This window comes from Pseudobacteroides cellulosolvens ATCC 35603 = DSM 2933 (genome assembly GCF_001262605.1).
Taxonomy (GTDB): Bacteria; Bacillota; Clostridia; order Acetivibrionales; family DSM-2933; genus Pseudobacteroides; species Pseudobacteroides cellulosolvens.
In genome coordinates this window covers 5,311,861-5,328,408 of record NZ_LGTC01000001.1, presented here as the reverse complement: position 1 = coordinate 5,328,408, position 16,548 = coordinate 5,311,861, and the positions used below count along the sequence as shown (strand labels likewise).

Sequence of the window (16,548 nt, the reverse complement as noted above, 5' to 3'; positions counted from 1 at the left end):
CATCCTAATATGAATATTAATAGTATTTAAGCCTAATATAAAATATTCAATATCCGGATTTTAGTGCATGTATTATTATATATTCATTTGAAAGAGATTTCGTATCTCGGTTTCACTAAGCTGTGTTACAAGGTTTTCACCAGCATGGATAACATTATTGATAAGATCCTTTTTCTTTTCCTGCAGTTCAAGGATTCTTTCTTCAATAGTGCCCTTTGCCACGATCTTAAATACTTGTACCACTTTTGTTTGCCCGATTCTATATGCTCTGTCGGTGGCCTGGTCTTCTACAGAAGGATTCCACCATGGATCAAAATGTATTACAATATCTGCGGCGGTAAGATTTAGACCTGTACCACCAGCTTTTAACGATATCAGGAATACCGGTTTTTCCAATGAATTATAAGAGTTTACCATTTTTAGCCTGTCTTCAGCCTTGGTGCTTCCATCAAGGTAAAAATAGGGTATTTTCAGTTTGTTTAATTCTGCCCCTATAATTTGAAGCATGGATGTAAATTGTGAAAAAATAAGCATTCTATGGCCGGATTCGATGGAGTTTTCCACCAGTTCCATAAGAGTATCCAACTTACCGCTTCCACCCTTATAATTATCAATAAATGTGGCAGGATGGCAGCATAGCTGTCTTAATCTGGTCAAAATTGCTAGTATCTTAATTTTGCTCTTTTCAATTCCGTTGGTTTTAATTTCTGATGCCACTTCGCCCTGTGCTTTTTTTAGATAGGCGGCATAAAGCTTTTTCTGGTCAACAGTCATTTCTGCTATGGTTTTGCTCTCTATTTTATCAGGAAGTTCTTTTAGAACATCCTTTTTAAGCCTCCTTAATACAAAGGGCTTTATAAATTGGGACAGCCTTTTTAAGGCTTCCTTATCATCATTTTTCACAATGGGTGACTCAAATTTTTTAATAAACTTATGATGACTCATAAGATACCCAGGCATTATAAAATCAAATACAGACCACAGCTCAGTCAGTGTGTTTTCTATGGGAGTGCCGGTCAAGGCGAAGCATCCTTTTGCCCTAAGGCTCTTAACGGAACCTGCATTTAATGTGGCTGGATTTTTAATGTGCTGAGCCTCGTCAACAAAAACATAACTGAAATTAATATTTTCGTATTGCTCTATATCTCTTTTCAAAGATCCATATGATGTTATAGCCAAATCATAATTTTGAATTTCTTTTATAAGGCTTTCTCTTTCGGTTTTTGTACCGGATATGACAGCAGCAGATAAATCGGGTACAAATTTCTCGACCTCAGCCTTCCAATTGAAAACCAATGATGTTGGTGCAACGACAAGGCAGGGTGTAGTATCTTCGGCCTTTTCGCTTTTTATAAAACTGAGTACTTGTAATGTCTTTCCAAGGCCCATATCATCGGCCAAAATGCCGCCGAAACCATAATGAGAAAGGGTTTTAAGCCACTTATATCCAAATTTCTGGTAATCCCTTAATACTCCTTCAAGATCCGAGGTTAGCTTTATATTAAGGTCCTTTGGATTTAATATTTCACTTACCAGTTTTTCATAATCTGCATTTTTAGATACCAGCTTAAATTCCTTTTCGTCTAAATAATTATCAAGGAACAATGCCTTGTTTGAAGGGAGATTTATCTTTGAACCCTTTATTTTTTTCTCGTTTATATCAAGGTCAGAGAAAAGCATGGATAAATCTATAAGCTGCTTGTTATCCAGCTTGAGAATTGATCCGTCCTTAAGTCTGTAATATTTCTTCTTTTCCCTTACTGAGTCCAAAAGATTTAATATTTCATCATCCCCAAAATCATCTACATTAAAATCAAATTCCAAAAGGTTTGAATTGGTGTTAAGCCTTATGCCCATTTGTACGCTGTTTACATTTTTTATCTTTAAGGCCTTAAATGCATCGGAATAAAATAACTCGGCAGCTTCCTTAAGCATATCGATTTTTCCTGATATCAACTCGGCAATATCATCCTCGGTTTCGCTGTAAAACAGATCACCCTTTTGATACATGCCGCAGGAATTTAAAAGGCTTATAATTTTCTTTTCCTTTTCATGGTCCCTAAGTATTAATTCAGATGTATTTTCAGAAATGCCAGGTTTTAGTGTTTTATCCCCGTATGTGAAACGTACTTTGGCTGATATACCTTTCCCTGTAATATCAAAGTATATTTTACATTGAAGCTCCTGTTCTATAACTTTTTGTGCCAACTCAGGGTCTATTTCAACATGGCAGGATTCTTTCACGGAAGGTATAAACTCTTTTAAAAAATGAACCCTGTCTTCTTTGCGTATTCTGTATGTAGGATTTTTCTTCTCAGTGCGAGTAGAGTGTATTTTATCCAATAATTGTTTTTTTTCTTCAGGAATCCTATAAACAACTAGTTTATATGGATCAAATGCATATTCAAAATTCTGCGTAAGGGCCATAATCTTTATGTTATCATCATAATTGGCATTCATTAAAAGATCGCCATTTTTTTCTTCAACTTTGATCTTAACCTCAAGATCGTCTTCTATTTTAAGGTTTTGATTGAAAGAACCGGAGTAAATTAAAGGCTTTTCACTGTTTTTTACTATCTCAAGGTAGGCTTTTAAATTATCTTCAAATAACTTTACGGTATTTCCAAAAAATATACTGTTGTTCTCACGGTAGTACGAACGATAGCTTAAGTAATCATCCATTACCTTTTCTTTTCTTAGAATATCTGTGAGTAAATCCAATACTTTTTTGTCAGTGCCATCAAAAAAAGTATTCCTGAAGTCTATTTCATATTTTTTTGTAAAATGATAAAATCTGTTTTCTTCTAAAGCTTCAAGAAACGATTTTATATTTTTTACTACATAGGGTTTTGTTTCGCCGGCTTTTAACTTAAGCTCCAGGGCTACCTTGTCATAACCCATTGATGTAAACTCATGCTCAAGCCATAATTGTGCTTTTATATGCTTGGAAGAAGCTTTATTGAAAGTAAAGGGAATAAATACATCCTTGTTATTTTTAAAACTGTCACCACTATATTTTTCTTGTGCCTTTTTTAGAAGTGCAACTATATGCCTGCAGGCACCGTCATAGTTGTAGAACTCACTGCATTGACATGCAAATGATTGGACTTTGCCATCCTTATTCATCTTTACAATAGCATAATAATTAAAATCATCTTCAATAATTGCTGATATGCAATCATCATGTTTTATATACTCAAGATTCCTAACGTTATCTGCAATGCTGCAGCCAAGTGCATAAGCCATTTCGTGAGCTGCCATATTTTTAATATTATTATCATTTATATTAATCAAGTACTTCACCTTTTTTACTTAAAATTTTTGATAATTATAAAATTAAACTCAAAATAAAATCTTATCATATTATTTTACCCCATACATTAATAGTAATACAATAAGAAACGTGTAATTGTACAAGTGCTTATAAGTTCAGGGTTATTTCAACGGGGCAATGGTCTGAACCTTCTATGTCCTTATGTATTACAGCACCTAATAGCATTTCCTTAATTCTTTCGGATATGCAGAAGTAATCAATACGCCAGCCAACATTCTTGGCCCTTGCATTGAACATATATGACCACCAGGTATAAGCATCTTTTTCATTTGGATAAAGATATCTGAATGTGTCAATAAAGCCTGAATCCAGAAGCTGGCTGAATTTATTGCGTTCTTCATCGGTAAAGCCTGCACTTTTGTGGTTTGAAGCCGGGTTTTTTAGGTCGATTTCCTTATGTGCCACATTCATATCACCGCATACGATAACAGGCTTTAGAGAATCCAGCTTTTTAAGATAGCTTCTGAAGGCATCTTCCCATACCATTCTGTAAGAGAGTCTTTCCAAAGCCCTCTTTGCATTTGGGGTATAAACGTTGACCAGGTAATAATTATCAAACTCCAGTGTTATAGTTCTTCCTTCAGTGTCATGTTCATCAATCCCTATGCCGTTTTCCTGGGAAATAGGTTTCTTTTTTGTAAATATTGCAGTACCTGAGTACCCCTTTTTAACTGCATAATTCCAGTACTGGTAATAACCATCCGTTATTAGGTCCAGTTGACCTTCCTGAAGTTTGCTTTCCTGTATGCAAAAGATATCGGCATCGACATGTTTGAAAAAAACCATGAATCCCTTATTCATGCAGGCTCTTAAACCGTTAACATTCCATGAAACCATTTTAATCATAATATATACACCTCAATACAATTATTAATCAGAATTTTACAAAAAACTATTAACTAAACTTTATTCCAACCGATAAATATTATAGCAAAAAAATTACTCCCCTATAACCCCTTGGAGACAAGGGTCTTTTTTTTCTCATGAAAACATTAAAGTTGTAAAAAATATAGGAATAACTAAAATATAACTTTCGTTTTAGTTTTCATTGTAAGTTTCGTTTATGTGTTGACTTAACTCCTTAAGACTCACAAAATCCGAAGTAATATTTTAACCATTCCTTAGGTAACAAAATAACTGAATATTTATAAAATATATTAGTAAAAATAAAATCGAATGCTATATTTCCATAATGATCGAGGTGCTTCCATGAATGTAAATTTGAAATTAAAGTGTTACAATTGCGAATCTGTGGTAATTGAATTACCAATGTCAAAGATTTCAAAGAAGGAGGGGTTAAATTATCTCTGTGAAAACTGTGGACACTTCAATGTATTAAAAGAGCAAAACTTTCATAAGGGCATAGACCGAAATCCCATGATAAATATTTTTGGTATTGATGAAGGTTGAAAAAATCACTTGGGTTTTCAGAATTTTCAATAAGTTATTGACATTGCCAATTTTATCTGATATGATATACTACAAAATCTTAAATCAATTAATTGCGATGAAGGATACAAGATACATTTGATTGTAAAAGAGAGTCGGTGGTTGGTGTGAACCGATACATGAGGTGTATGTATAGCTCGGTCCAGAGTATTGCTACTGAAATCTTAAGTAAGATGCAACGTTGACCACGTTATAGTCAGAGTATTTGATAATACTCACTAAGGATATGTCTTAATGTTGCGGCATATCGAATTAGGGTGGTACCACGTAAGAGTTTAGACCTTTCGTCCCTGCATGACTGCAGGGGTGAAAGGTTTTTTATTGTCCTAAGGTATGATTGAAAAATTACTTCCGCTTTCTACGCGGGTGTTGACGAGTTAAGTCAACACATGGTGGAACTTATAGCTGAAGTTATTTTTTGATCATGGTTAAGTGCTGAAAGGAGTGAGTAAATATGGCAAAACACTTATTGTCCGTACTGGTTCAAAATCATGCAGGTGTGCTTTCAAGAGTATCTGGATTGTTCAGTAGAAGGGGTTTTAATATAGACAGTTTAGCAGTAGGGGTTACTGAAGATCCTGAGATTTCAAGAATAACTATAGTTGTTGATGGGGACGATTATACAGTTGATCAGGTGACAAAGCAACTTAATAAGCTTATTGATGTGCTTAAAATAAAGCGATTGGAAAAGTCTGATTCTGTCAGCAGAGAGCTTGCACTCATTAAGGTTACTGCAACAACCCAAACACGAGCTGAGATTATTCAGATTGTTGAGATATTTAGGGCAAAGATAGTCGATGTTTCAAAAACTACTCTTACAATAGAAGCATCAGGAAGTTCGGATAAGGTGAGTGCTCTCGAGGATATGCTTAAGCAGTATGGTATCGTAGAGATTGTCAGAACTGGTACTATAGCTATTGAAAGAGGTAACAAATATATAAAAGTAAATTATAATGAGGAGTGATAATCTATGGCAAAAATGTATTATGATAGTGATTGCAACTTAGGTTTATTGAAAGGAAAGACTGTAGCAATAATAGGTTACGGAAGTCAGGGGCATGCACATGCACAGAACTTACAGGATAGTGGTGTAAATGTAGTTGTAGGTTTGGCAGAAGGATCACAGAGAAGACAGCAGGTTATAGATGACGGTTTAAAGGTAATGAATACTGCTGAAGCTGCAAAAGCTGCTGATGTAATTATGATACTTGTTCCTGACCAGATTCAGTCAACAGTTTATGAAGAAAGCATTAAAGCAAACCTTAAAGAAGGCGATGTTTTGATGTTTGCACACGGTTTCAACATCATTTTCAACCAGATAGTACCACCTAGTTTTGTGGATGTTATTATGGTTGCTCCAAAGGGACCAGGGCACACTGTAAGATACCAGTACCAGGATGGAAGAGGCGTTCCTTCAATAATAGCTGTTCATCAGGATGCATCAGGTAAGGCAAAGGATTATGCACTTGCATATGCATCAGGTATAGGTGCAGGCAGGGCAGGTATATTGGAAACTACATTCAGAGAAGAAACAGAAACTGATTTATTTGGCGAACAGGCAGTTCTTTGCGGCGGTGTTACCGAGCTTATGAAAGCTGGTTTCGAAACTTTGGTAGCAGCGGGATATCAGCCTGAAATAGCATACTTCGAGTGTATCCACGAAATGAAGCTGATTGTAGACCTTATCAATCAAGGAGGTTTTTCATTCATGAGATACTCCATCAGTGATACAGCTGAATATGGAGATTACATGATAGGTAAGAGAATCATTACTGATGAAACTAGAAAAGAAATGAAAAAGGTACTTACTGAAATCCAGAACGGAACATTTGCTTCCAAGTGGATTGCAGAGAATAAAGCAGGTGGAAGAGCTGAATTACTTGCAATAAGAAGGAATGAATCAGAACACCAATTAGAAAAAGTTGGAGCAGAACTTAGAAAAATGATGAGCTGGCTAAAGAAATAATAAAAGAGATAACAAGCTAGTATATAGTTAAAATCGACGTTAATCTAGCATTTGGCGGAGCAAATAACGAGTGCTTTAATGGGATTTGCGACAGACAAATGCAAAGATTAACCGGTTTTAACAATTATAAATAACTATTCTTTTACATTTAATTATTTAATAAGATATTTATGAATATGAGATTGATTGAAAGGAGGGGGCAGTATGGCTACCCGCATAAAAATATTTGATACCACTTTGAGAGATGGAGAACAGACCCCAGGTGTTAATTTAAATATACATGAGAAATTGGAGATAGCTAAACAATTGGAGAAGTTGGGCGTAGATGTAATTGAAGCAGGCTTTGCAATTGCATCACCAGGTGATTTTGAGGCTGTAAAAGCCGTTGCCCAAAGCATTAAGAATTCAACTGTTGCCAGCCTTTGCCGTGCTGTAGAAAAAGACATAGACAGGGCATGGGAGGCGGTTCAATATGCTGCTAATCCTAGAATTCACACGTTTCTTGCAACCTCTGACATACACATGAAATATAAGCTTAAAATGACGGAAGAAGAAGTTTTTGCAAGAGCTGTAGAAATGGTTAAATACGCAAAAAAATACTGTAAGGATATAGAATTTTCTGCAGAAGATGCAAGCAGAACCAGAGTGGATTTCCTTTACAGGATTATTGAAGGTGTAATAAATGCCGGTGCAACTGTAGTAAATATTCCAGATACAGTAGGATATTCCACTCCTGAAGAGTTTGGGAATTTGATTAAAGGTATAAAAAATAATGTTTCTAATATAGATAAGGTTGATATAAGCGTTCACTGTCATAATGATTTAGGCCTTGCGGTTGCCAATTCTCTTGCGGCTATGGTAAATGGTGCTACTCAGCTCGAATGTACTGTTAACGGGCTAGGGGAGAGGGCCGGCAATGCATCGATGGAAGAGATTATAATGGGAATTAATACCAGGAAGGACTATTATAATAGCTTCGAACACAGAATTGATACTATTCAGATTTATAGAACAAGTAAGCTGGTCAGCAGTATGACAGGTATAAATGTGCAGCCAAATAAGGCGATTGTAGGAGCCAATGCATTTGCCCATGAATCAGGAATACACCAGCATGGGGTATTATCGGAAAAAAGCACATATGAGATTATGACACCTGAATCAATCGGGCTCACTCAAAACCGTATGGTGCTAGGTAAGCTTTCAGGGCGTCACGCATTTGAAGAAAGGCTTAAGGAGCTGGGTTATAATTTAGGTCCTGACGAAGTCCAAAAGGCTTTTGAGCAGTTTAAGAGCCTTGCAGATAAGAAGAAGGAAGTTACTGACAGAGATATAGAAGCTCTGGTTAAGGATAAAGTATCGGATATTCCGGAAGTATTTGAATTGGAAAGCTTCCAGATCAGCAGTGGAAATAAGGTTATAGCCAACTCTGTCATAAGCCTTAAAAGAAATGGTAATATAATAACTGAAGCAGCTACAGGTGATGGTCCTGTAGATGCAGCGTTTAATGCAATGGATAGGCTTATAGGATTCAGTATGGAATTGGAGGAGTATTCCTTGAAGGCTGTTACTGAAGGAAAAGATGCCCTTGGAGAAGTTACTGTAAAGGTATTAAAGAATGATAGGTTCTTTATTGGCAGGGGTGTAAGTACTGACATTGTTGAAGCAAGTATAAAAGCATATCTTAATGCAGTCAATAGAGTGATCAGTGAGCTTGGGGACAGTATTATTAATCAATAATCAAGTATAATAGCTAACGGATGGATATCTACATATAGCCATCCGTTGATTTTTGAATGTGTGGGAAATTATGGCGTATTATGTTTAATTTGATACAATAACTTCGATTGAAGGACTTTCAGTCCTTCCGAATGAATTAACAAATGCACATCTATATGTATAAGTACCGGTTTTTTCTGCTGTTATAATCCGCATTACGGTTTGTGAATCAGGGGTGTTGTCAACTCTTTTCAAAGTAGATATAACTTTGCCGTTTTCCAATAGAAGCCACTCGGTGCCGTTATTACCGCCTGTCATTATTGAGATTATGGTAAAGTCTTCTCCAACTTTTACAGTGTGTTTATCACTGCTTATTGTTACATTTCCTGGTTCTCCTGTAGCTCTGATCACTGTTATATGATCTGATTGCTCGGTGTGTGGCGGACTAGCGATGCTTAATTTATCCGGAGAATTGGTAGGCTTTGTTGAAGCGGTAGATTTTGTTGGGGAAGATTTATTTGCCCCTGGCTTTATTCCTTTAGTAGGATAATCCTTTGCATTGCCGGGAGTCTTTTTGACACCAGGGCTATTGACTGCGGGCAAAGACATTTTATCAATTGGTTTGGGTGTTGATGCTTTACTTTTTTTATTGCTTTTAGAATTATCATTTTTAGCATTTCCAACCGATTTAGATGATGTTGCGGTGCCGGAGCTTGAGTCTGCCAATAATGAATTGCTGCTTTCGTCACTTATATCTTTAGGCTGGTTATTGTCATTATTATCCAAGCTGGAATCAGATCTTGAACTGTTTTCGGATAAAACCATATTTTGTTTTTTATCACTGCTTTGGATAAACATAATAAAGACGAGGATCATAAACAATGCTGCAGCTGCCAAACATCCTGCTAAAGCTTTATTTTTGATGTGCGAAAATTTGCTTTTGGGAGTATAATAATTCTTATAGTTTACTTCATTGCCGATGCTTGTGTTAAATGGTTTTTTGATGCAAAGAAATCTGCAGTCCTCTGTCATAATAATAGCTTTGTTTCCTTTAATCTCCAGCACTACTCCCGCATATTCAGATAAGTTCCAACTCAAATCCACATTTTTAATATAGCCTTTAGTAACTTCAAGCTTGCTTTTCATAATTAGACATAAGGCTACTATATACTTGTAATTTTGTTTTAATATTTTTCTATCTGTATTGTCCTTTTCAACATAACTAAGTTCAATTTTACTTGAATACACCAAATTTCTGGTGAATTCATTTGATTTTGACAAGTCCTTTGCCAATCTAACTGCACGCATAATTAAATAGGAGCTTTTAGGTGTAGAACTTATTAAATCCTTCATGGTTATTCCATATTTCCAAAGGGCATTTTTGAATATGGAGAGTTCTTCGCTTAATTCACAGTTTTTGTCATAACAACTTTCATTATAACTAAAGTTGTTTTGTGAAGTGCCTTGTGCATTTCTAATGAGCATATCTCTTGCCCATTTCTTAATATTCTTTTCGGCATACTCAAAGAAATCGCCATGGGCTTCGATATTGAAATTATCAATGGAGTAATTGAATGCTGATATCCCCAGATTGAATTCGTCACTGTTTTTTACAATTGCAGATTTGCCAAAAGCATTGCCTACAACTCTAATTATAAAGTCCTTATTGTTTTCAATAAAATTTTGTCTCAGCTCAGGAGAACCATTTTTAACTTCTTTAAGAATATTGTAAATAGATTCCATATGCTTATACCTTCTTTAAATTTATAAGGAAATATATTGTATGTATATTAATGTTAAATTAAGCTGAGTATAATAGCGAGCGGTTTAGCTGTACATTTTGAGTCAAGCATAAGAGAAAATAATTTGCTAGTTGTAAGATAATTCTTGCAATTAATATTATATAATATTTTGTAAAATGACAATAGCAATTTTTATTTTTTGCTATAGATATTTATAGATACCGAACTGTAATACTGGTTATACGAGCTGAGCGGGATCACCGAAAAAGGTAAATTCCAAGGGAACTTATATATAACTTTACATTTTGGTATTTAAAAAACTTGATATTTTAAAAATATGTCTTCCCATTATTTTATATTTATAGTATTATTTAATTATACAATACAATGTATTCTTTATACAGTAATTATTTAACTGAAATTTGTTATAATTTCTAAATCGTTTATACAGCTATATGCAGTATGGCATACAGTTGTTTTATTTCAATAATTAGCTTTAGTAGGGGACGTATTTAGAGTTAATTACGCAAAATAAGCAGGGGAGGCTTATAAGTGTACTGCTCATATTACAAAAAAGCTACTTTTTTAAAACGTTTACGGGGTTGTATGGGTTACTGCAATTTACAAAAATGTATTATCGAAAGAGATGAACAGGTTGGAAAAATACCTTATGAATACTGCGAAGGTCTAGATGGCAAATGCAATATTATGTGTGGTGTGTATATTTATTTTTCGAAAGAGGCATCCGAAAAGTGATATTTTAGACCGTATTTGCTTATACCTAAATTGAGAGGATGTAAGGCTTGAAATTATATGGTAAAATAATCAGGGATACAAAAATTCTCAGGGAGTCCTTTGTTGTACAAGAAGATTTGACTATGCAATTTAGGGAGAGACTTGAGAAGTGTTTTATAGATTTATGTAGGGAAATCGGTATACCGGTTCCTATATGGCTTGAGAAGAACACAAAGGAGTTTGCTTATTTTAGAAGGACCTTTTTTACAAACGAACAATTTGTAGAGAAAGTTAATTTTGATAGATTTGAAATAATGCTTGAATGATTATTACCAATCGCAGTTATGTGAAATATCTTAGTGATACAGGTAAATATAATAGATCATAACTCCTACAATGATTATTTTCCATTAGAGGCATGAGTGGCCTTTAGCGGGGAATAATTTTTCTATGCACTGCATTAATTATCTATACAATCCTTCAAGGTTATATCCTTTCTCGGCTATTGCAAAAACCTAAGGCCTAAAGAGACTTATAAAACGGAACATTTAATACTTATATTATTATTATTTTATTGGAGTTTTTATGAAAATTAAGAGAGTTATTGACATAAGCAGGAAGATAGAAACTGGAATGGCTGTCTGGCCTGGGGATAGCGGTATAAAAATTCATTTAAATTCATCCATCAGGAGGGGAGACCCATGTAATGTTTCATCCATAGATATGGGACTTCATACAGGAACGCACATTGATGCACCACTGCACTTTTTCGATGGAATGGAAGACATATCAAAGCTTGACTTGTCCATGTTTATAGGGTATGTCAGAGTTTTTGAATTGAACGTCAGTGAGTGTATAGCTGAAGATGATATAAAGGATCTTCACATAGAGGAAGGAGATGCTGTATTCTTTAAAACCTCCAACAGTGAAATACCTCTTACGGAACAATTTAAAAAGGATTATGTCTATATAGGCAAGTCGGCATGTGAGTTCCTTATTGGAAGAGGTGTCAAAACAGTCGGCATTGACTATCTTTCAATAGATGGATATTTTACAGAAGATTATTTGTCCCATTACACCCTTCTTTCAAATGGTATAGGGGTGATAGAGGGGTTATATTTAAAAGGAATAAAACCAGGGAAGTACTTCTTTTCATGCCTGCCGTTAAATATAGATGGAGCGGATGGAAGCCCTGCGAGAGCAGTTCTGCTTGAAATGGAATAAAATTATATTTAATATTGTTAATAAATTGTTTATAATTACTTTATAGGATTTCAATATATATATTATAAAATAGAATTAGGGGGACTTTACCCGCAGTATGGTTTAAGGAGAGGTATAATGAGTAGGAATAAGACGTTTTTTATTGCTTTTTGCTTTTCTATAGGGCTGATAATTTTTGTTTCAACAGCCTTTGCAGATATATCAAGCAAGTCAGGCTATCAGCAATTGAAAGATAGCATTAAATATACATTTAAGAGTATGGATAAACACTTAAGCAGTTATACCATAACAACAAGTACTGTGATAAAAGATAATAGCAAGCTCATAATGTCCAGTGAAGAGATAAAAAAGCAAAGTAAAACGGCTAATGAGGAGCACAACACTTATCTAAACGGTAATACCCAAAGACAGTCATTCTACTATTACAATGATAAGGATACCTCTATATCGTATGATACCAGCAATGATACATATTATTTATATGAAAATTCCGGAGATTACAAAAAGGCATCTGTAGATCCTTTTGGCCAGCCATTTTCAAATGAACTTGAAAAAATATTTGATTTATTTATTGGTAATCTTAAGGACTGTGTAACCTTTGAAAATAAACCGGACGGTTCTAAAAAATTCAGCGGGTTTATCAGCCAGAGTCAAATTCCGGCTCTCATCAACGCTTTAACATCTTTTGAATTCAGGCAGGAGATATCCTCCAGAACATATGACAGAATAGACACAAAATATCCTCATTTAAAGAATGATGTATACATAAAGCTGGTAAAAGGAAGTGCAACCACAGATAAGAACGGGCTTATTGAAGATGTATCGGCATCATGTATAATGGTAGGTAAGGATTTTGATGGAATTGCCCATGATATTACTGCAGAAATAACTATAAAGATACATAACATAAATTCTACAAAAGTTATAAAACCTGATCTTGCAGGTAAGAAAATTGAAAAAACCTCTAATGAGGGAAATGAAGTAAGTAACCTCACTGAAAAATTCGAAGGAACATTTAAAAATGATATTGTTATTCATAGGGACAATAAATATGAAAAAATAGGAGAAAGGATAGTTGAGCTGGCAAGGCTTGACGATACTCATTTTAAAGGTAATTATACAGAAGAATATATAAGTGGTTATGAAGATTATTTTGAGAGTAAAGAGTCTTTTGATTTTGACGCGATCTTAATAGGTTCGTCTTCCAGTGCAAAATATACATATCTTGATTCAAGCAGTAAAGAAAGATCTGGCTACATAAATTTTGATACCATAAACGGTAAAATATTCTTTAGTAACAATGGAAGCAGGTATAAAGACCTTTCATTTGACAACGATTTTTACAGGGTATTTGATGAATAAAGCTTTTAATAGTAAAAATATTAATCGCTATTAATCTATTATTAATCACACTTTTGATATTGATATGACATGATGAAAGGAATTACTATGGAAGTGGTACTTGAGATAAATGAATTGAATAAAATTTATAAAAATGGATTAGGTATAAGAGATATCAGTTTAAATATTTGCAGAGGCGATATTTTTGGTTTGCTAGGTGCAAACGGTTCAGGAAAGACAACTGTCATGAAGGTTATAACAGGGTTGATGAAGGCTGATTCCGGAGATGTAAAAATATTCGGCCATAGTATAAACACCCAATATGAGAAAGCTATGAAAAATGTCGGATGTATGATTGAAACACCTGAATCCTATCCATATCTTACGGCTTACGAAAATCTAAAACAAATTTCCAGGTACTATGATTATATTGATAACATAAGAATTGATGAAGTGTTAGATATTGTAGGGATATTAAAATACAAAAATGAGAAGACAAAAAATTTCTCATTAGGAATGAAACAAAGGTTAGGTATTGCTACAGCCATACTATCAAATCCCAAACTGGTAATTTTGGATGAGCCGCTAAATGGTCTTGATGTAGACGGGATGGTAGCTATGAGAAATCTTATAAGGAAACTTTCTGATGAGGAAGGGACTACATTTCTTATTTCAAGCCATTTAATACATGATGTAGAGCTTACATGCAACAGGGTTGGAGTTATTTTTAACGGAAAACTTATAAACGAGGATTACACATCTAATATATTAAGGGATTATTCTACTTTAGAAAATTATTTTATAAGTGAGGTTGACAGTAATGGAAGAACTTAGAGGAGCATCTTTTAACGAAATTGAAAGGCTGTTCAAGAAAAAAAAAGCCTTTATAACAGCCATAGTTTCCATTATGTCTATAATATTAGGTCAACTTGTTGTTATAGGATTTAGGTTTGGAACAGGTTCGAGGGCTGCTGATAGAGCAGAGTTCCCGCTATTGGTTTTATCCATATACATAAATGCAATACTTCCATTTTTTACTGCACTTGTAGCAATTGATATGTTTACAGGGGAGTTTTCGCAAAATACTATGAAAATAGCATTATTGCGTCCCATATCAAGGTTAAAGCTCTTTTTATCAAAATTTTCAGCAATATCCTTTTTTGTTTTTATCAATTTATTTTTGGTCATGGCTTTATCTACATTGGCCGGAATGTTTTTTAATCCAGGGACTATGACAATTGGAGAATTACTTAGAATTTTATTGGCATATACTGTTTCAATTTTTCCAGTTTTAACAGTTGTGTTAATTATAATTTTTCTTGCAAACCTTTTTAAAAACGGAGCGATGGCATTTTTGGTTTCGATAATTCTATTTGTTGCAATGAAAGCACTTGAAATATATAATAATTCTTATAAGATAGTTTTTATAACATCCACACTTGGATGGTACAGTCATTGGACAGGAAGTGAAATTCGGGTAGATGTATTATTAAGGGAATTTCTTATAATGCTTGCTTGCTCTTTAATGGCATTTTCAGCCGGTTTTTATCTGTTTGACAAAAAAGAACTATAAAGGGAGATTCTATGAGTCGACTTCATAAACACCTTGTAATAACAAATATTGCTATAATGATAGTTCCACTTTTAATTACTGTCATAGTTGCCAGTGCATATATATTTGTTTCATTTACAATATTTGATACAAGTATAAGCTCTGAAAGTATAAAAAATTTAACTAATGTTGAGTATGAACTTTTTAAAGCAAACAGCGGTACTTTTCAGAAAAATCCTGAGTTTTTATTGGACAAGGATTTTCAAAAAAATCTTACTATCAGATTATCCAGTATAAATACTGATATAGTTATTATAAAAAATAGCAAGACCGTATATTCCTCCAAAGATTTCAGTCAGATGGCTATTGAAAGGTGCCTGGACTTTTCAAAACACAATTATTTACGGAGCACTGTCGACTTGGATGGGACTCCTTATATAGTTAAAGTGATAAATCAGACATTTCCTGATACTACAGTGGGCTATGTTATATTGCTTGCACAAATTGATAAGGATGTTATTGCATCCAAAGATTTTATAATATTTGTTATTGTGATGTTCTTTTTAACCTTTATAATAACTAACCTTATATTGACCTATTCATTTTCAAAAAGTATGGTAAAACCTATTTTACGCCTTAAAGATGCGGCCAGCGAGATAAGCTGCGGTAATCTGGCCCACGAAGTTGTTGTAGAGGGTGACAGTGAGATTAGGGACCTTTGCCAATCCTTCGAACAAATGAGATTGAAACTTAAGGAATCGGTTTATACACAGGCAAAATTTGAAGATAACAGAAAGATGCTTATATCAAGCATATCCCATGATTTAAAGACTCCTATAACCTCAATAAAAGGTTATGTTGAGGGTATATTAGATGGTGTTGCAAATAGTCCTGAAAAGATTGAAAAGTATCTGAAGACAATTTATTCAAAAGCGGTTCAGGTTGATTCGATGATAGACGATCTTCTATTTCATTCCAAGTTGGATTTGAATCAGATGCCCTTTAACTTTGAAAGAACTGATGTTTATAACTTTTTCAGGCATTGCATAGAAGAAATTGAGCCTGAGTTGGAAAAGGCAAATATAAAAATAGAGCTAATAAATATGCTGCCTGACTATAGATTCCTGTTTATAGACAGGACTCAAATTAGGAGAGTTGTTTTAAATATACTGGATAACTCAAAAAAATATATGAATAAGGAAAATGGCACTATAGAGGTAACTTTAAGAGAAAAAGATAATAACATAATAGTACAGATTAAAGATAATGGTGCCGGTATACCTAAGAATGACATGCCGTTTATATTCGATAAGTTTTATAGAGCTGATACGGCAAGAAGCACCAAGGCGGGAAGCGGTCTTGGTTTAGCTATAGCCAAGCAAATAATTGAGGGACATCAAGGCAAAATATGGAGCATAAGCAAAGAAAATGAAGGAACCAGTATACTTTTTTCACTAAAGAAATTATAATATTTGTATATGTAGGGTTT

12 protein-coding genes and 1 other annotated feature are annotated in these 16,548 nt (G+C 34.3%); of the genes, 9 read left to right on the top strand and 3 right to left on the bottom strand.

Annotated elements, in window-relative coordinates; all coding sequences use genetic code 11:
• Positions 1-75: 75 nt before the first annotated feature.
• Positions 76-3,294, bottom strand: coding sequence for a DEAD/DEAH box helicase (locus Bccel_RS21975; RefSeq protein ID WP_036935806.1), 3,219 nt, complete (start codon positions 3,292-3,294; stop codon positions 76-78).
• A gap of 127 nt (positions 3,295-3,421) precedes the next feature.
• Positions 3,422-4,180 carry an exodeoxyribonuclease III gene (locus tag Bccel_RS21970; protein WP_036935808.1) on the bottom strand — a complete coding sequence of 253 codons (759 nt, stop codon included), beginning with the start codon at positions 4,178-4,180 and terminating at the stop codon, positions 3,422-3,424.
• A 652-nt stretch (positions 4,181-4,832) separates the two neighbouring features.
• Positions 4,833-5,078 (top strand) — a binding site (T-box leader).
• Between the two features lie 159 nt (positions 5,079-5,237).
• On the opposite strand from Bccel_RS21970, the gene ilvN reads away from it, so the two are divergent.
• From ilvN to Bccel_RS21950, 3 genes are all read left to right on the top strand, one after another.
• Entirely contained in the window at positions 5,238-5,747 is a 510-nt protein-coding gene (ilvN, locus tag Bccel_RS21960; protein WP_036935813.1) for an acetolactate synthase small subunit, read from the top strand.
• Positions 5,748-5,753: 6 nt separating this feature from the next.
• Positions 5,754-6,749 carry a ketol-acid reductoisomerase gene (gene ilvC, locus Bccel_RS21955; protein ID WP_036935815.1) on the top strand — a complete coding sequence of 332 codons (996 nt, stop codon included), beginning with the start codon at positions 5,754-5,756 and terminating at the stop codon, positions 6,747-6,749.
• Between the two features lie 204 nt (positions 6,750-6,953).
• A complete protein-coding gene (locus Bccel_RS21950; protein WP_036935818.1) occupies positions 6,954-8,486 on the top strand; it encodes a 2-isopropylmalate synthase in 1,533 nt (510 codons plus the stop codon).
• An 84-nt stretch (positions 8,487-8,570) separates the two neighbouring features.
• Here the strand turns inward: Bccel_RS21950 and Bccel_RS21945 are convergent, their stop codons facing one another.
• The gene (locus Bccel_RS21945; protein ID WP_036935820.1) at positions 8,571-10,208 is read right to left on the bottom strand and encodes an anti-sigma factor domain-containing protein; all 1,638 of its coding nucleotides are present in this window, start codon (positions 10,206-10,208) and stop codon (positions 8,571-8,573) included.
• An 802-nt stretch (positions 10,209-11,010) separates the two neighbouring features.
• On the opposite strand from Bccel_RS21945, the gene Bccel_RS21935 reads away from it, so the two are divergent.
• The 6 genes from Bccel_RS21935 (at position 11,011) to Bccel_RS21910 (ending at position 16,528) form a co-directional block, all read left to right on the top strand.
• Positions 11,011-11,268 (top strand): hypothetical protein, encoded by a 258-nt coding sequence (locus Bccel_RS21935; protein ID WP_036935824.1) that lies wholly within the window; start codon positions 11,011-11,013, stop codon positions 11,266-11,268.
• A 259-nt stretch (positions 11,269-11,527) separates the two neighbouring features.
• Positions 11,528-12,166, top strand: coding sequence for a cyclase family protein (locus tag Bccel_RS21930; protein ID WP_036935827.1), 639 nt, complete (start codon positions 11,528-11,530; stop codon positions 12,164-12,166).
• A 117-nt stretch (positions 12,167-12,283) separates the two neighbouring features.
• On the top strand, positions 12,284-13,528 hold the full coding sequence (locus tag Bccel_RS21925) for a hypothetical protein (RefSeq protein WP_050753726.1): 1,245 nt from the start codon (positions 12,284-12,286) through the stop codon (positions 13,526-13,528).
• 87 nt (positions 13,529-13,615) lie between these two features.
• Positions 13,616-14,341, top strand: coding sequence for an ABC transporter ATP-binding protein (locus tag Bccel_RS21920; RefSeq protein ID WP_036935830.1), 726 nt, complete (start codon positions 13,616-13,618; stop codon positions 14,339-14,341).
• Positions 14,328-15,080 carry an ABC transporter permease gene (locus Bccel_RS21915; protein WP_036935832.1) on the top strand — a complete coding sequence of 251 codons (753 nt, stop codon included), beginning with the start codon at positions 14,328-14,330 and terminating at the stop codon, positions 15,078-15,080. Before Bccel_RS21920 ends, Bccel_RS21915 begins: the two co-directional genes overlap by 14 nt.
• A gap of 11 nt (positions 15,081-15,091) precedes the next feature.
• The gene (locus Bccel_RS21910) at positions 15,092-16,528 is read left to right on the top strand and encodes a sensor histidine kinase (RefSeq protein ID WP_036935834.1); all 1,437 of its coding nucleotides are present in this window, start codon (positions 15,092-15,094) and stop codon (positions 16,526-16,528) included.
• Positions 16,529-16,548 lie beyond the last annotated feature (20 nt).